This window comes from Pseudomonas fluorescens, assembly GCF_900636825.1.
Classification (GTDB): Bacteria; Pseudomonadota; Gammaproteobacteria; order Pseudomonadales; family Pseudomonadaceae; genus Aquipseudomonas; species Aquipseudomonas fluorescens_BG.
Genome location: NZ_LR134318.1, coordinates 3,295,587 through 3,313,236, shown reverse-complemented (window position 1 = coordinate 3,313,236; position 17,650 = coordinate 3,295,587). Strand labels below are relative to the sequence as shown.

General features: G+C 61.3%; 11 protein-coding genes and 1 pseudogene. 1 reads left to right on the top strand and 11 read right to left on the bottom strand.

What is annotated here, in order from left to right:
- The first annotated feature begins 1 nt into the window (after window position 1).
- Complete coding sequence (gene glgB, locus EL257_RS14875) at window positions 2-2,233, top strand: 1,4-alpha-glucan branching protein GlgB (protein WP_126363764.1); 2,232 nt, start codon at window positions 2-4, stop codon at window positions 2,231-2,233.
- 246 nt (window positions 2,234-2,479) lie between these two features.
- Here the strand turns inward: glgB and EL257_RS14870 are convergent.
- From EL257_RS14870 to treZ, 11 genes and pseudogenes are all read right to left on the bottom strand, one after another.
- Window positions 2,480-3,570: pseudogene (locus EL257_RS14870) on the bottom strand (autotransporter outer membrane beta-barrel domain-containing protein).
- A 390-nt stretch (window positions 3,571-3,960) separates the two neighbouring features.
- The gene (locus tag EL257_RS14865; protein WP_126363762.1) at window positions 3,961-4,743 is read right to left on the bottom strand and encodes an endonuclease/exonuclease/phosphatase family protein; all 783 of its coding nucleotides are present in this window, start codon (window positions 4,741-4,743) and stop codon (window positions 3,961-3,963) included.
- Window positions 4,744-4,915: 172 nt separating this feature from the next.
- A complete protein-coding gene (locus tag EL257_RS14860) occupies window positions 4,916-5,674 on the bottom strand; it encodes a PIG-L deacetylase family protein (RefSeq protein ID WP_126363760.1) in 759 nt (252 codons plus the stop codon).
- Window positions 5,675-5,887: 213 nt separating this feature from the next.
- Window positions 5,888-6,487: an SAM-dependent methyltransferase gene (locus EL257_RS14855; protein WP_126363758.1), complete on the bottom strand. Its 600-nt coding sequence runs from the start codon at window positions 6,485-6,487 to the stop codon at window positions 5,888-5,890.
- A complete protein-coding gene (locus EL257_RS14850) occupies window positions 6,484-7,242 on the bottom strand; it encodes a PIG-L deacetylase family protein (protein ID WP_126363756.1) in 759 nt (252 codons plus the stop codon). The genes EL257_RS14855 and EL257_RS14850 overlap by 4 nt, the downstream gene beginning before the upstream one ends.
- Window positions 7,239-8,237, bottom strand: a complete 999-nt coding sequence (locus EL257_RS14845) for an acyl-CoA dehydrogenase (protein WP_126363754.1) — start codon at window positions 8,235-8,237, stop codon at window positions 7,239-7,241. Before EL257_RS14845 ends, EL257_RS14850 begins: the two co-directional genes overlap by 4 nt.
- A gap of 1 nt (window position 8,238) precedes the next feature.
- Entirely contained in the window at window positions 8,239-10,401 is a 2,163-nt protein-coding gene (gene glgX, locus EL257_RS14840; protein WP_126363752.1) for a glycogen debranching protein GlgX, read from the bottom strand.
- 224 nt (window positions 10,402-10,625) lie between these two features.
- The gene (locus EL257_RS14835) at window positions 10,626-10,973 is read right to left on the bottom strand and encodes a DUF2934 domain-containing protein (protein WP_126363750.1); all 348 of its coding nucleotides are present in this window, start codon (window positions 10,971-10,973) and stop codon (window positions 10,626-10,628) included.
- Between the two features lie 27 nt (window positions 10,974-11,000).
- Complete coding sequence (locus EL257_RS14830) at window positions 11,001-13,769, bottom strand: malto-oligosyltrehalose synthase (RefSeq protein ID WP_126363748.1); 2,769 nt, start codon at window positions 13,767-13,769, stop codon at window positions 11,001-11,003.
- Window positions 13,766-15,844, bottom strand: coding sequence for a 4-alpha-glucanotransferase (gene malQ, locus EL257_RS14825; protein ID WP_126363746.1), 2,079 nt, complete (start codon window positions 15,842-15,844; stop codon window positions 13,766-13,768). The genes EL257_RS14830 and malQ overlap by 4 nt, the downstream gene beginning before the upstream one ends.
- Window positions 15,841-17,643 carry a malto-oligosyltrehalose trehalohydrolase gene (gene treZ / locus EL257_RS14820; protein ID WP_126363744.1) on the bottom strand — a complete coding sequence of 601 codons (1,803 nt, stop codon included), beginning with the start codon at window positions 17,641-17,643 and terminating at the stop codon, window positions 15,841-15,843. The genes malQ and treZ overlap by 4 nt, the downstream gene beginning before the upstream one ends.
- Between the last annotated feature and the right edge of the window lie 7 nt (window positions 17,644-17,650).

Sequence of the window (17,650 nt, the reverse complement as noted above, 5' to 3'; positions counted from 1 at the left end):
CATGAGTTTCTCGAACAAGGAACAGGGTCCGCTTAAAGAGGCATTGTTGCCGGCGGCGAAGGATATCGACGCACTGGTACGCGCCGAACATCACGACCCGTTTTCGATTCTCGGCCCCCACGGTGATGGCGCCGGTGGCCAATTCATTCGCGCATATCTGCCCGGCGCGTTGAGCGTCGTGGTGCTGGACAAGGACAGCGGCGAAGAACTCGGGGCGCTGGAGCAGGCGTCGACACCGGGGCTGTTTGTCGGCCATTTCGAGCAGGCGCGGCCTTATTTGCTGCGCAACCGATGGGCCGGTGGCGAGCAGGTGGCGGAAGATCCGTACAGCTTTGGCCAATTGCTCGGCGAGATGGACTTGTATCTGTTCGCCGAGGGCAACCACCGCGACCTCAGTGCGTGCCTGGGGGCGCAACTGAAAACCGTTGATGGCGTTGACGGTGTGCGCTTCGCCGTGTGGGCGCCGAATGCGCGGCGCGTGTCGGTGGTCGGTGATTTCAACGTCTGGGACGGCCGTCGCCACCCGATGCGTTTGCGTCATCCGTCCGGCGTCTGGGAGTTGTTCATCCCGCGTCTGCAAGCGGGCGAGTTGTACAAATATGAAATCCTCGGCGCTCACGGGATTCTGCCGCTCAAGGCTGACCCGATGGCGCTGGCAACCAGTTTGCCGCCGGACACCGCGTCGAAAGTCGCCTCGCCACTGCAGATCGATTGGCAGGATGAGGACTGGATGAACAGCCGCCAGGAGCGGCAAAAGCACGCGGCGCCGCTGTCGATTTATGAGCTGCACGCCGGCTCCTGGCAATGCGAACTGGATGATCTCGGTGAAGTCGCCCGTCAATACACGTGGCCGGAGCTGGCTGAGCGACTCATTCCCTACGTCAAGGAACTGGGCTTTACCCATATCGAGCTGATGCCGATCATGGAGCATCCGTTCGGCGGTTCCTGGGGCTATCAGTTGCTCTCGCAGTTCGCACCGAGCGCGCGCTATGGCACGCCGGATCAATTTGCCGAGTTCGTCAACGCCTGCCACCGCGCAGAAATCGGTGTGATCCTCGACTGGGTACCGGCGCATTTCCCCACCGACGCCCACGGTATGGCCCAGTTCGACGGCACCGCGCTGTATGAATACGGCAACCCGCTTGAAGGTTTCCACCAGGACTGGGACACGCTGATTTACAACCTTGGCCGCACCGAAGTGCACGGTTACATGCTGGCGTCCGGGCTGCACTGGTTGAAGCATTTCCATATTGACGGGCTGCGCGTCGATGCCGTGGCGTCGATGTTGTACCGCGACTATTCGCGCAAGGCCGGCGAGTGGGTGCCGAATCGCCATGGCGGGCGCGAGAATCTGGAAGCCATCGATTTCCTCCGTCATCTGAACGACGTGGTGGCACTGGAAGCGCCGGGCGCTCTGGTGATCGCCGAAGAGTCGACGGCGTGGCCGGGCGTCAGTCAAAGCACGCAGCAAGGCGGGCTCGGCTTTGCCTACAAGTGGAACATGGGCTGGATGCATGATTCGCTGCATTACATTCAGCAGGATCCGGTGTACCGCGCCCATCATCACAACGAGTTGAGCTTTGGTCTGGTGTACGCCTGGTCAGAGCGCTTCATTTTGCCGATCTCCCACGACGAAGTGGTGCACGGCAAGCACTCGCTGATCGACAAGATGCCCGGTGATCGCTGGCAGAAATTTGCCAACCTGCGCGCTTACCTGAGTTTCATGTGGACGCATCCGGGCAAGAAGTTGTTGTTCATGGGCTGCGAGTTCGGGCAGTGGCGCGAGTGGAATCACGACCAGCAACTGGATTGGTATCTGCTGCAGTATTCCGAGCACAAAGGCGTCCAGAAACTTATCGGCGACCTCAACCGGCTATATCGCGAAGAGCCGGCGCTGCACGATCAGGATGATGCGCCGCAGGGCTTCCAGTGGTTGATTGGTGACGATGCGATCAACAGCGTGTATGCGTGGCTGCGCTGGAGCAAGGAGGGCAAACCGGTGTTGGTGGTGGCCAACTTCACACCCGTGCCGCGTCAGGCGTATCGGGTTGGTGTGCCGTTTTCCGGGCGGTGGACCGAGCTGCTCAACAGCGATGCCGACACGTATGCCGGTTCCAATTACGGCAACGGTGGCGGGGCATTTACCGAAGAAGTGCCGAGCCATGGCCAGCCATTGTCGCTGGAACTGAATTTGCCGCCGCTGGCGGTGTTGATCCTGAAACCGGAGGGTTGATCGCAAACCGCGTCGCTTGCAATCGCCAGCAGGGCTAGCTCCCACAGAGTAAGCGGGTCGTTCACAACGTTTGTGGCCAACCCAAGCTGCTGTAGGAGCTGCGGCACGCTGCGATCTTTTGACCGTTGAAAATCAAAAGATCGCAGCCTCGTTTCACTCGACGGCTCCTACAGTATGCGCGCCGTGTTCGGGCTTTTTGCTACCTGGAAAATCTTGTGGGAGCCAGCCCTGCTGGCGATGAGGGCCTCACCAGCGCATCCGCACGCCAAGACTGCCAATGATGCCGTTAAGATCATTGTCATCGACGTCGCTGCTGTAATCGGCACTCACATACAGACTCACCACCGGCGTGACTCGCGCCACCAGGCCCAAGCCCAGCTCCACGGTCGATGACTTGCGGCTGCTGCTGATTTTGTCGACTTGATCCAGTGTCACCGTGTTGCCCGTATACACCGTATGACAGAGGTTGGTGCGTACGTAGGGTTCGACCGGCAAGCCATTGAGATCGTAACTGCCCTTAAAACGCGCGCCGACGCGGCCGCTCCACGCGGTCAGATCCGACGACGAGGCATTTGCGCCGCTGGCATACGGTGTGTCCAGGCTGATGCGCTGATTGATCAGTTGCGCCTGGGGCTCGACCACCCATGCGCCTGGGGCTCGACCACCCAGTGCTCACTCAAGCCAATTGGAAATCCGCCTTCGACGGACAGAGTCATTGCGCTGCCTTCGGCTGTTTGCCGGGCGCCTTGTTCGTTGCGCCTGAACCCACTGACCCGACCGCCGCTGGCCGACAGGTCGACGTACCAGCCTCGGGCGCCGGTCAAGCTGTAATAAGCGCCGAGGCTCTGGCCTTGCAGATTGAGGGTTTCGCTTCCTGGGTCTCCCAGCGCGCGGCGGGTGAGCGGGCCGTTACCGTTGGCATGAATCTGGTTGGCACCGCCAATCAGGCCGATCGTCTGCGTGTGGCTGTCGGTTCGCAACGTCAGCACCGCCGGGCCTTTGAAGTCGCCGGTGGCGGGTGCGGCGAAACCTGAGGTCAGCACATCGGTCTGCGCCTGGCGGGCGCTTGCGCCGTAGAGCTGGTCCCAGGCATTGGGCGCGATGGCTTCGGTCGTGAGCGTGGCACCGCGCAGGTTCGGCCCGGGGCTGAACGGTTGCGGGTCTGGCGTGATGACGGTGGCCGGCAAGGTCATGACCGGAACGTCCGCGCGATACCACGTAGCGGTTTCATCCGTCGCAGCACCTGCCTGCGCCTCCATGGATGAGCACAGCAAGAGAGAGCTCGACACTGTGCAAAATGTGATTTTGATCTCGTGTGGCGTGAGTGAGGTTTTCATGGCGGGCTACCTTGCAAGCGCGTGCTTCTTCTCTTTATGGCGTCTCTCCTACCCCGAACGAGGGGCGACCGAATGGAGCGGGGCGAACCGTGGCCGCTCGATTGCGCGAGTGTCCGAAGGCTCGCCCCGGACAGTGATTCCGGGGGTAGTAAGGTAGAGATAAGAAGAGTCGCGGGCGTCCGTCAAGAAATTGAACGATGAGCGGTAGTGGCGAATTGCGCTATGCAAGCGTTTGTTTTTCTGCACATAACTAAGTGATTGTTTGTGTGGGAAATGACCGTGCAAGCCGTGTTTTAGAGCTGTTTTATTGCCGACAGAAGGTCACCTGACTAGCAGCCGTAGCCGCAGTAGCGAGCGGATGAAGCCAGGCAATGGCTGTCGTTTGTTGGGCTACAGATGCACTTCGACCGCTAACGGCAAGTGATCTGATAGATGCGTCCATGGCTTGTTGCCAAGGATCCGCGGGTCATGACTGCTGGCGTTACGCAGGTAGATTCGGTCCAGGCGCAGCAGCGGGAAGCGCGCCGGATAGGTCTTCGCCGGGCGACCGTGATGACGTTCAAATGCTTCATGCAAGTAAGCACGCCGGGCGAGGGCGGCGTTGCCCTGCAACTGCCAGTCATTGAAGTCGCCGGCGATGATCACCGGCGCGTCCTCGGGCAGGGACTCAAGCAACTGACACAACAACTGCAACTGCAATTGGCGATGGCTCTCCAGCAAACTCAAATGCACACAGATGGCGTGCACCTCCGCATGCCCCGGCACGTCCAGCACACAATGCAGCAGGCCGCGGCGCTCGGGGCCGGTGATAGATACGTCGAGGTTGCGGAATTCACGAATCGGGTATTTCGACAGCAGCGCATTGCCGTGATGTCCGTCGGGATACACCGCGTTGCGTCCGTAGGCGAAATCGCTCCACATGCTGTCCGCCAGAAATTCATATTGCGACGTCTGCGGCCAATCGTTGTAGCGCGTGGAATGGCGCTCGTGCTCGCCCACCACTTCTTGCAAAAACACCAGATCCGCCGATGTGCTACGCACGGCTTCACGCAATTCCGGAAGGATGAAACGCCGGTTTAGCGCCGTGAAACCCTTGTGCGTATTGACCGTCAACACGCGCAGGCGATGAATGACGGGCGCGTCGTCTATGTGGCGTTCGGGGTCGGTGGACACGTTCACTCCTGAATCCTGGATGGCCTACTCATGCGACTGATGCCAAGCCGCGTCAGTTCCTTGCGAATCAGCCAGCCATCCAAACCACAGGAGCTGTCGAGTCCAGCGAGGTTGCGATCTGTTTATGGAAACGAAGATCAAAAGATCGCAGCCTCGTTGCACTCTACAGCTCCTACACGAAGACGATTTCGTAGGGCAGGCGCATTCGTTCCAACAGCACCCGCGGCAACATCGGCGCGATACCGATGGCCGGATCGCCGTTGAGCTGGCTGGCGTAGGCGTGGGTGGCGTGGCTTTTGCGGGCGACGGTCCAGGTGTCGAGACGCAATTTGCGCGCGCGGTCCCAAGGGATCAACACCTGTTCGCGCTCCGGCCAGTGCCACGCCCAGACCGGCACGTCGTGAAAAGTCGCGCCGACCCGCTCGGCCGCTTCCGCGCTGGCGCGGCCAACGGCTTCGTGGTCATCAATGCCATCACCGCGCCAGGTGCTGAACACCACGTCGCCCGGACGTAGGTAACGGCTGATGAATTCGGTGACCTGGGTTTGCTCTTCGCTCAGCGCGGCATCGGTAAACCCGCCGCGCACCCATTTCAGGCTGTGCATCGGCAAGCCGAGGCGACGCAGGGCCTCGACGCTTTCCTGTGGGCGGAACACGCTCAGGCGTTTTTCCGACCATTGTCGCGAACCCGGATGACTGGCACTGCCGTCGGTGATCGATAACAACAGCAGCGGATGGCCGAGGCCGGAGAGCAATTGCAGCAGACCGCCGCAGGTCACGACTTCATCGCCGGGATGTGGCGCGATCACCACCGCACGCGCGCCGTCAGGCATCAGGCTGCGTGTGTTGATGACAGGTATGCGATCGATTTGTGCGGCGCTGTTCCAGATTTGCGCCGGTAGGCTGCTGTCGCCCAGAGATGACGGTTTCATAGGTGTGACGTCCTTGTTGTGGCTTGCCCTCAGCCATGCGCCGCAGAGGCTGTGCATGATCCGTGAAGGCGGATTGATAGCAGTTGTGCAGCGCTCCAACCCCTGGATTGCCGCGAGCAAGAGTATTGCCCAAGACTCGCGATTCGTCGCGTCACTCATCAGTCTGATCGGTATTTATTTGTTCCAACGGCGTCACATTGTGCGCAATGCCGATCAGCGCAAACCCTCCAGCGCGGCTACTGAGCGCGGCTCGCGGCTCCACAGTTCAAGGATGAAATCCGCTTCCTGGTGCAATACCAGGCGCGGCAAGGCCAGTTTTTCATGAATCAGATCATGCACTTGGCGCGCATTCAGTGGGCAGCCCTCGATAGGCGGACGCCAGTGACAGGCGAGCAACTGCCCGTCCGCACTCAGGCTTTGGCTGGCTCGATGGATCATGTCTGTCAGATCATCGCCATCGAGGTAGTAGCCGATCTCGCTAAATACAATCAGGTCGAATTTTTCTTCCGGCCAGTCGCCCGGCAAGCGACTTTGGCGCACTTCGGCATGATCAAACAGGCTCAAGCGGGTGCGCGCCAGACTCACCGCCGCCGAGGCGGTGTCGCAACACAGCAGACGATCGCAGCGAGGCGCGAGTTCAGCGCTCAGCTCGCCGTTGGCGCAACCGGCCTCGAAGATCGCTCGGTAGCGTGTACGGGGCAGGGCGGCGAGGGTGATGGCGCGCTTGCGTTGCTCGTACCAGCGCTGCCGGAAGGCCCAAGGGTCGTCATTGCCGGCGAACAGGCCGTCGAAATATCGATCATCGACACTCATAGAAATACCACTTCGAAAGGTTGCAGCAGGCGATCGATCACATAAGGCGCGAGCACTGGCGCGAGCCCGGCGTCCGGATCGCCTTCCAGCTGACTGGCGAAGGCATGCACCGCATGACGTTTGCGGGCGACTTGCGCAGGCGACAGGAGAATCTTGCGCGCGCGATCCCACGGCACGACGGCATCTTCGGGTGTTGCCCAGTGCCACGTCCAGACCGGCAGTTCATGACAGATTGCACCGACGCGCCGCGCCGCTTCGGCACTGGCGCGGCCAACGGCTTCGTGATCACTGTGGCCGTCTTCGCGCCAAGTGGTGAACACCACGTCGCCGGGATGCAGATGCGTTTCGATGAATGTGCAAAGTGAATCTTCCTGCGTGGCTACCCGGGTGTCGGTGAACCCGCCGCGCAGCCATTTCAGGCTGTTCATCGGCAGGCCGAGACGCCGCAGCGCTTCAGCGGACTCCTGTGGTCGGACGATGGTCAGGCGCTCCACAGGCCAGCGTTCAGAGCCGGGGTGGCTGGCGCTGCCGTCAGTCACTGATATCAGTAACATCGGGCGCCCGGCGGCGGCGAGCAATTGCAGCAAACCACCGCAGCCGAGAATTTCATCATCCGGGTGCGGCGCAATAATTACCGCACGCGCACTTGGCGGTACCAGCGTAAGGATGTCGATGCTTGCCACTTGCGCCAGCAGCCGAGAGCCTTGCCATTGATGCAGCGAGGTGCCCTGGCCAACGATCGGATTGGCTTTCATAGTGCCCAGACCTCGTCAGGCTGACAGGCGACACTCAGACCGAGGGCCGCGAGATCGCGCTCGGCATGACTCTGGCGCAGAAACACCGGCAGATCGGCGCTCAGCCGGGCAAAGTGCCGATCCTTGCAAAAGGGCGCGGCACCCAACGCGCGACCGACTTCGCGCATGACCTGCTCGGCGGATTGCTCGACAACCGCGCGGGCGCGGCGAGCGAGCAATTGCGCAGCCTGATCCGGGTGCGCATCAATGTGCAACGCGCTGAAACGCAACACATCGGCCGCCGCTTGCAAGGCCGCATCGACTGCACCGAGATGCGCGAGGGCGTGAGGTTCTTCGCGTTGCGCGCAGTGCTTGCGCAGCGGCGTGGCGATTTGCTGTGCGGCACCATACCAACATGCGGCGATGCCGATTCCGCCTTGCCAGAAGCCCGGCCGCTGGAGGTAATCGCCGGGATTGCCGATGGCTTGCCCTTCGGCATTGTCGAACAGCACTTCGACGCTGCCAGTGGCGCTCATGCCGACGGCTTGCCAGCCTTGATCGGTGACGGTCACGCCGGGTTGATCGAGCGCCACAGCGACCAGTTGCTGCTGATCGTTGGCGTCCCACGCGGTGAGTAACGCGTGGCTCAGCACGGCGGCGCCGGAGCACCACGCTTTGCGCCCATTGAGCGCGACCATGTGCCCGTTCGGCGTCAGGCTGACCCGCGCGTGCGGCGGTTCGGCCGCCCACATTCCCCAAGTGCTGCCGGGCGTTGGCGTGCCACCGAGTTGCTCGATGATCGCCAAAGCGTCGGTGTGGCCCTCGTAAAATTTGCATAAGCCGAGGTGGTGCCCGCCGACCTCAGCCAGTCGTTGAAAGCGCTCCAGCGTGCGTCCGCTGCCCGGTTGCGGCAAGCGATCCAGCCCTGCCTCGACCAATGCTCGCAGGCATTGGCCGAGGGCTGCGGTATCTGGATAGTCCGGCTTGCACCGGACCAGATAACTGTGCAGGTCCATATCATTCTTCTTCGTCGCGCTGCAGTTCGAACAGCAACAGCGAACGCCCGGTGACCGAGTATTCGTGACCGAACTCGAAACGCTCCTGACCGCGAATGGCAGGCTGATTGGTGTCGATCATGCACGTCCAGAAGCCGCCATCCGGTACTTCCGGCAAGGTGAAGTTGACGATGTCGTGATGCGCGTTGACCACCAGCAGCAACGTCGCATCGCCGCCCTTGCGCCGGATCCCGGTTTCTTGCGCGCGGCCATCGAGCAACATGCCCAGGCACCGGTTGTTGGCGTCATGCCAATGTTCGGTGGTCATCTCGGTGGCATCCGGTGCCAGCCAGGTTACGTCTTTCACGCCGATGTCTTCGTTGTACTCGCCGACCAGGAAACGTCCACGGCGCAGAATCGGATAGGCCAGACGCAACTTGATCAGGCGTTTTACGAATTTCAGCAACGCCTTGCCGTCTTCGCTCAGGTCCCAGTTGACCCAACCGATCTCACTGTCCTGGCAATAGGCGTTGTTGTTGCCGTCCTGGGTGCGGGCGAATTCATCACCTGCGACGATCATCGGTGTGCCCTGGGCAAGCAGCAGTGTGGCGAAGAAATTGCGCATCTGCCGATGGCGCAGAGCGTTGATTTCAGGGTCGTCGGTCGGGCCTTCGACGCCGTGGTTCCACGACAGGTTGTTGTTGCTGCCGTCCTGATTGTTCTCGTCGTTGGCTTCGTTGTGCTTGTCGTTGTACGAGACTAGATCGTTGAGGGTGAAACCGTCGTGGGCGGTGATGAAGTTCACCGACGAATACGGCCGACGCCCACGCTGATTGAACATTTCACCGGAGGCGGTCATGCGGCTGGCGAAGTCGGCAACCTGACCGTCGTCACCTTTCCAGAAGGCGCGCACGGTGTCGCGGAACTTGTCGTTCCACTCGACCCAGCCCGGCGGGAAGTGACCGACCTGATAGCCACCGGGGCCGCAGTCCCAAGGCTCGGCAATCATTTTCACCTGACGCAGCACCGGATCCTGACGGCAGGCGACGAGGAAGCTGTGACGCTCGTCAAAACCGTCGTGATAACGGCCGAGAATGGTTGCCAGGTCGAAGCGGAAGCCGTCGACGTGCATTTCAGTCGCCCAGTAACGCAGCGAATCCGTGACCATTTGCAGCACGCACGGATGACTCAGGTCCAGCGTGTTGCCGGTGCCGGAATCGTTGATGTAATAGCGCTTGTCGTCGGGCATCAGGCGATAGTACGAGGCGTTGTCGATGCCGCGCATCGACAGGGTCGGGCCTTGCTCGTTGCCTTCGGCGGTGTGGTTGTAGACCACGTCGAGAATCACTTCGAGATTGGCGTCGTGCAGGTGCGCAACCATCTCCTTGAACTCGGCGATCTTGCCGCTGGCCAGGTAGCGCGGATCGGGGGCAAAGAACGCGATGCTGTTGTAACCCCAATAATTGGTCATGCCTTTTTGCAGCAAGTGCTGGTCATTGACGAAGGCGTGGATTGGCAACAGCTCGACCGTGGAAACGCCGACACTGCGAATGTGTTTGAGCACATCGTCATTCATCAGACCCGCGAAGGTGCCGCGCACGTTGTCCGGTACAGAGGGGTGCCGCATGCTGATGCCGCGCACGTGGGTTTCGTAAATGATCGTCTTGTCCCAAGGCACGCTGACACGTTGGTCGTTGCCCCAAGTGTGCGCAGGGTCGATGACTTTGCATTTGGGCACGAAGGGCGCGCTGTCGCGTTCATCGAAACTGAGGTCGGCGTCAGGGTGGCCGATGGTATAGCCGAACAGCGCTTCAGACCATTTCAGTTCACCGACCAGTTGCTTCGCGTACGGGTCGATAAGCAATTTGTTGTGGTTGAAACGGTGGCCGTTGGCCGGGTCGTAAGGACCGTAGACGCGGTAGCCGTAGATCAGGCCCGGATGCGCGTCAGGCAGATAGCCGTGGTAGATCTCGTCGGTGTACTCCGGCAGCTCGATGCGTTCGAGCTCGACTTCGCCGGTGTCATCGAAAATGCACAGTTCGACCTTGGTCGCGTTGGCGGAAAACAGCGCAAAGTTTACCCCCAGACCATCCCAGGTCGCACCGAGCGGGAAGGGCAGGCCCTCGCGGATTCTCGACGGTTCAGCGTGCGCGGCGGCGGGCTCGGCTTTTTTTGGACGGGTCATGATTGCTCCTGCAAAACTCGGAAATTCTGGGTGAGTACAAATCCCCTGTAGGAGTGAGCCTGCTCGCGATAGCGGTCCGTCAATCGACATTAATCTAGACTGGCAGACGGCAATCGCGAGCAGGCTCACTCCTACAGGGGTTGAGGTGTTTCTTCAGGGCGAGTGCACCCTTGGTGGCGAGCAAGTCCGCCACCCGGTTGTTCAGTTCAATAATCGAGGTTGAGTCAGATTGCCGAAGGCTTTCGCGGCGCTCTAGGCTTTTTCTCGGGGGCTTTTTCACCCGGCGGAACGACCTTCGGTGTCACGCCTGGCTTGGCCTTGGCAGCCGGTTTCGCTTTGACGGCGGCCGGGGGCTTGCTGTCTACGCCTTTGTCGCCGGCAGTTTTCGCCGGGGCGCTCTTGCCTGCGGCTTTACTGCCAGCAGCCTTGGGCGGCTTCTTCGGCGCCAGTGCTTCAGCTTCAGCCAGTTTGCGTGCCATCTCCCAATGACGGGCTTCCTGGCCCTCCGGCTGCCCTTCGGACTCCCAGATCTGATAGGCGAATTCGCGAATGCGTTTATCGTCGGTGCTCATCGCAGTGCTCCTGAACTGAACTCATGCTTACGTTAAGTGTTGGATAAAGAGATTGACCGGGACATCCCCCAGCGCCTCGCTGACTTGCAGCTCCCTGCCTTTTGTGACTGCGGCGCTGGCAAAAAGTCCCTTCAGGTTTGTGTCAGAGTCGGCAAACGGTAAAACCACCCGCGTATCGCCCCAGCGCAAGGCATCGACCTGCGGCACAGCACTGTTTTCCAGCAGGTTGGCGCAACGCACCGGCACGATCACGATGGCTCGTTTGCCTTCAAGTTCGCGCGCGAACGCAAGCACGTTGTGCGCCTGACTGCCCAATACCTCCAGCGGCTGATAGGTGCCCCGGCGAAACAGCTCGGCATGTTCGACGCGCAGGTTGAGCACGGAGGCGATCAACGCTTGCTTGATGCGTCCGTCACGCCAGTCCGCCAGCAGTTGTGCAACCGGCAAAGCTTGTTGCAGGGCTTGCTCGCGGGCGGTGTAATCCACCGGCCGGCGATTGTCCGGATCGACCAGACTGAAATCCCAGAACTCATTGCCCTGATACAGATCCGGCACGCCAGGCACGGTCATGCGCAGCAAGGTTTGCGCCAGACTGTTAAGCGCGCCGGCAGCGGCGATGCTGTTGGCTGTCTTGCTCAACGCGGCACGCAGCAGTTCGCCCTCGTCGCCAGTCAGCAGTTTCTCCGTGAATGACTGCGCGGCGTTTTCATAGGCGTCGTTGGGGGCACTCCAGCTGCTTTGCAGTTTCGCCTCGCGCAGGGCTTTCTGTTGCCATTGCCAGATGCGCTTGGCGTAGTCGGCGAACCCGGCCTGATCGTCATCGCGCAAATCCAGCGGCCAACTGCCGATCAATACCTGGTAGAGAATCAGCTCATCGCCGGTCGACGGCAATTGATCGTCGCTGCGCACCGGCCGGGCGAGGGCGCGCCACAGTTCGATCTGCTCGGCGTACCAGTGGCTTCGCTCACTGAGCACCGCGAGCCGCGCGCGGGTGTCTTCGCCACGTTTGTGGTCATGGGTGGCGGTGGCGAGCAGATTGTCCGGGAACTCGGCAAAGCGCCGTTGAGTGACTTCATGGAAATCGCTGAGCGGTGCGCTGAATTGCTCGGTGTTGTAGCCGACATCGTTGCGCGACAGCAAAACCGCCGAGCGATACAGCGCCGTGTCTTCCACCGCTTTCGCGGCAGCCGGGGAGGTCAGTTGCTGAAAACGCACGCAGGCATGCTTGAGGATCTTGCGTGAGCGTCCACGCGGTTTGCGCCGCCAAGGCGTACCGCCGAGCCAGGCGGCGACGTGATCGAGCACCGGCCAGTCGAATTCGCCGAGGGTTTGCCGGGCTCCGTCCATGGCCTGCTGGAAAAACGCCTCATCCTGCGCCGAACGGCCCATCGCGCTGATATACGTGCGATAAACCGGGAAGTGCACGATCAATGCCTGCAAGACCCGGCGGATAGCGCCAAGGGTCAGGTCGCGGGTCATCAGGTCGTCGCGCGCCACCTGCAACAGCGCGTGGGCGACGCTTTCGCAATCGCTGGCCAGCGAACCGTTGAGGATTTGCTGACGCGCCAGTTGCGCCTCTTCGATAAACGCCGCCGGGCGCTCGGTACGCCGTTGCCAGAGTTCGCCGAGTACATGTTCGCCGTCCGGGTCGTGTTGCAGCAGCGACAGTTGGTTCATGAATTCATAACCGGTAGTGCCGTCCACCGACCAGTCGCGATGCAGGGTTTCGCCGGCCCCGAGAATTTTCTCGACATAGATCGGCAAATGCCTGCCTGGCGCCAGCAGGTCGACGCGCCGACGCAACTTGCGGCAATAGCCGCGCGGGTCGGCAAGACCGTCAATGTGATCGATGCGCAAACCATCGATCAGGCCTTCAGCGACCAGTTCGAAAATCTTGCCGTGGGTCGCCTCGAACACGGCCGGACGCTCGACGCGCAGACCGCCCAGTTCGTTGATGTCGAAGAAGCGTCGCCAGTTGATGTCGTCCGCCGCCGTGCGCCAACTGGCGAGGCGGTAGCTTTGGCGTTCGAGTAACTGATGCAAGTTGTGAAAGCCGTCTTCCTGGGTCGAATCGTAAGCCGACAGGTTGCGATGAATCGCTTCGAGCATCTGCGGGTCGCGCGCCACTTGCTGCAATTCCGCTTTCAGCGGCATGGCCAGCGAATGGGCATCGGTTTGATAGCTCAACGCGCTAAAACGGTCAGCCAAGGCTTTCAGCGCTGGCTCGGCCTTGAGCAACTCGCCGTAGTCGTTGGGGCAGATCGGAAAATGATGATCGTAGTGCTCGACGTAGAAGCGGCCTGCCTGCGCATCAAATTGCAGTTTCAGCGTGCCTTCCTGCAACGCCACACCATAATCGCTGCCCAGAAACGGCAACAGCAATTGGCCTTCCATCAACGGGTCGGGGGAGTGCCATTGAATGTCGAAGAACTCGCCGTAGGGACTCAGTCGTCCCCATTCCAGCAGGTCCAGCCACCATGGATTGTCACTGCCACCGACCGCCATGTGGTTGGACACGATGTCGAGGATCAGGCCCATGCCATGTTCGCGCAGGGTGCTGACCAGATGGCGCAGGGCGGGCTCGCCCCCCAGTTCCGGGTTAACCCGCGTCGGGTCGACCACGTCGTAGCCGTGCATGGAACCGGCCCGCGCCGCCAACAATGGCGATGCGTAGATATGACTGATGCCGAGGCTGGCGAAATACGGCACCAGCGGTACCGCTTGTTCGAGGGTGAAACCTTTATGGAATTGCAGGCGCAAGGTCGCGCGCAGAGGCTGGATAAGCATTTGATTCATTGGTCACGCTCGGTAGCCTGAAGTCGCGCGCAGGCGAGCAGTTCCAGGCGTCGCGCCGCATCGACGTTGTCGAGCAGGGCTTCGCTGGTGCCGGGCAAGCGGCGCGACCAGTTCGGATGGGTATCAATGGTGCCGGGCAGGTTGGCTTGTTCGTTGATGCCCAAGGCATCTTCCAGCGGCAGCAATACCAGCGGCGCGCGGGTGTGGCCGAGGAAACGCACGGCTGCGTCGACCACCTGATCGGCTTCGTGGGATTCCTCGCGAAAGTTCTGCGGGTCTTGACTCAAGGCGCTGCGCAAACCTTCGCGCTCGCGTTGACGATGATGCCGCCAGTCGATTTCACCGTTGGGATCGACGAAACCCAATCGCGCGTTCCAGTCGATGTCCCGCCCGTGCCACCAGCCGTTCAACGTCGGCAAGTCATGGGTGCTGGTGGTGGCCAGCGCATTGTCCGGCCAATCGAGAATCGGTTTGAAATGAGTGTTGTCCTGTTCGAACAACAGCACGCGCATACCGAGGATTGCGCGAGCCGCGAGCTTTTCACGCAGGCCCTCAGGCACGGTGCCCAAGTCTTCGCCGAGGACGATGGCCTGATGGCGGTGGGATTCGAGGGTCAGCAGACGCAACAGGTCATCAAACGGGTAATACAGATAGGCGCCATCGGCGGGCGCCGCGCCGTTGGGAATCACCCACAGCCGTTGCAGGCCCATGACATGGTCAATGCGCAACCCGCCGGCATGGGCGAAATTCGCTCGCAGCATATCGATGAAGGCCCGGAAGCCGTTGCGGATCAGACCTTCCGGCGAGAACGCAGAAATGCCCCAGCCTTGCCCGGTACGGTTGAGAATGTCTGGTGGCGCGCCGACGGTCAGCGAGGCGAGCAACTCGTCCTGAAAACTCCAGGCCTGGCTGCCCGCGCCATCCGCGCCCACGGCGAGATCGGCAATCAGGCCAATGCTCATGCCGGCACTGCGCGCCGCGGTTTGCGCGCGTTCCAGGCAGCGGTGTATCAGCCATTGGCAAAACGCGAAATAACCGATGCGCTCGGCATATTCTTCGGCGAACGCTTCAAGCGCGGCACCGCGCGGGTCGTGCCAGTGCTCCGGCCATTGGCGCCAGTCGAGGTCTTCCCCGCGTGCGGCGCGCATTTCCTGAATGGCTTCGAAGCGACAGTGGTTTTCCAGCGCTTCGCCACCGGCGTGGCGGAAACTGGCGAAATCGGGGTGCAGCGGGTGGTCGCCAGCGACGAAGCCGTCGTACAAGGCTTGCAGCAGTTTTTGTTTAGCCGCGGCGGCGCTCGGCCAATCGATCAGCTTGAGATCTTCAAGTTGCGCGAATTGGCCGGCCAGGCCTGCTGCATCAATCGCATCCCGCAAGGCCCGTTCGCCAAGAATCGCGCCCGGGGCGGCGTACAAAGAATTCAGGAACAGGCGACTGGACGGCGAATACGGGCTGTAACGCCCATTGTCGGCACTGAACATCGCGTGCAGCGGACTGATCGCCACTGCATCGGCGCCACGTTCACCGGCCACGCGCACCAGCTCTTCCAGCGCCTGCGTATCACCGAAACCGCCGTCGCCGGGGCGGCGCAGGGAATACAACTGCGCGCTCAGGCCCCAGGCGCGGGGGATCGGATTGTCGACGGCATCGCCGACGCTGAAGCAGCGCTCTGGCGCCACGGCGAGGGTGAAAGACTGGTCAGCGATCTGCACGTGTTGATAGCCGACAGGAATCAGCCCCGGCAGTACCGCTTCGGAATCGAGTTTGAGGTTCAGACGCGAGCCGTCTTCGCAGTGAATTTCGCAGGGTGTTTCCGGGGCGAAATAGCGGCCGAGGTCAACGCCGACGCCGACATCGGCAGTCAACAGCGGCGGCAAATGGCGGTCTTGTTGAACGGCTTGCAACTCGAGCAGGCTGGCATCGATTTCCTGCGCGGTGCTGGCCGGGTGTCCGAGTCCGATAAGAACATTGCGCAGCACCGCTGGGGCGACTTTTTGCTGACGCCCGTTGGCGTCGATCCAGTCGACGGCGAGGCCGGCTCGGCTGGCGAGTATTTCCAGTTGCGCATCGCTCATAGGCGCTCTCCATCCAAAAGTTGCGTAGGGGTTGCGGCTGTGAGGCTGACGAGCGCGCAATACGCGGGCAGCAGGCCCGGATCCGACAGGGCAACGGCGGGCGGCTGTTGACATAGCCACGTCGTGTTGGTCTGTGCAGGGTTGACCACTGGCGTATCACTGAGGTTCAGGTCAATTCGCAGCTCGCTGCCATCGCCCAGACGCCAGCGCGCACTGACCGCGCCATAACCGAGCATGTGCGCGCCAAGCGCCTGGGTTCCGGACAGATGCGGGATGATGTATTGATGGCGCAGCTGCAACAGTTGCTGATACAGCGCGAGCATTTGTTGCTGCGGTTCGGTGCCATTGCCGACGAGTTGAGGCTTGGAGTCGTCAAAGGTCTGTTCAGCATTCGGATCGGGAATCTGCTCGCGCTTGTGCGGATCGGTAAAGGCGCTGAACGCGGCGAACTCGTTGCGCCGTCCTTCCCGCACCAGTTTCGCCAGTTCACCGTGGTGGCTGGTGAAAAACAGGAACGGCTGCTCGGCGGCAAACTCGTCACCCATGAACATCAGCGGAATCATCGGCGACAACAGTAGCAACACCGTGGCGGCCTGCAGCGCGCGAGGGTCGGCGAGGTGGTGCAGACGTTCACCAAAGGCGCGATTGCCGATCTGGTCGTGGTTCTGCAAAAACAGCACGAACGCCGTCGATGGCAGATGCTCGCTGGGCTCCCCGCGCGGCTCGCCGTGACGGGTGATGTGGCCCTGAAAGACGAAGCCTTGGCTCAGGCAACGCACCAATTGCTCGGTCGGTTGCATCGCATAGTCGGCATAGTAAGCGTCGGTTTCACCGGTCAACAGCACGTGCAGGGCGTTGTGGCCATCGTCATTCCACTGCGCGTCGTAGTCGGTTTCGAGCAGGCTGGACTGATTCAGCTCGTTTTCCAGGGTCAGCCAGACATGCCGCGTCGGGTCGATCTGCTGACGAATGCGCTGCGCCATTTCGCTGAGAAAATCCGAGTCGCCGATAGCGTGGACGGCATCCAGGCGCAGACCGTCGAAGCGATATTCCAGCAGCCACATCAGCGCATTTTCGATGAAGAACTCGCGCACCTCGCGACGGCGAAAATCGATCCCGGCGCCCCAAGGCGTGTGTTTGTCTTCGCGAAAGAAGCCTTTGGCGTAGCGGTGCAGGTAATTGCCGTCCGGGCCGAAATGGTTGTAAACCACGTCGAGAATCACCGCCAGCCCGAGGCCGTGCGCCGTGTCGATCAAATGTTTGAGTTGGTCCGGCGTGCCGTATGACGCTTGCGGCGCATAGAGCAGAACGCCGTCGTAACCCCAATTGCGCTCGCCGGGAAATTGCGCCAGCGGCATCAGTTCAATCGCGGTAATACCCAGAGCGGCCAGGCGCGCCAAATGCTCTTCGACCTCGGCAAAGCCACCAAGCGCACCGACGTGCACCTCATAGATCACCGCTTCGCTCCACGGTCGACCGCGCCAATCGCTGTTTCGCCACTCATAACTCAGCGGATCGACCACCACGCTGTGGCGGTCAACGTCGCCATCCTGCGCCCTGGATGCCGGGTCGGGCACGTCCAGTTCGCCGTCGATGTTGTAGCGATAACGCGTGCCCGCCGGGCAACGCGCCTTTATCACGAACCAGCCGTCCGCTTGTGCAAGCATTGGAAGCGACTGGCCATCTTCAAGCTCGACACTGACGTAAAAAGCGTCCGGTGCCCACAGCGCGAACTGTGCGTGTTCGGCATCCAGCATGATCGCGCCGTGGGGCCAGGTTTCAGTAGACCGTAACGGCATTTTGGTG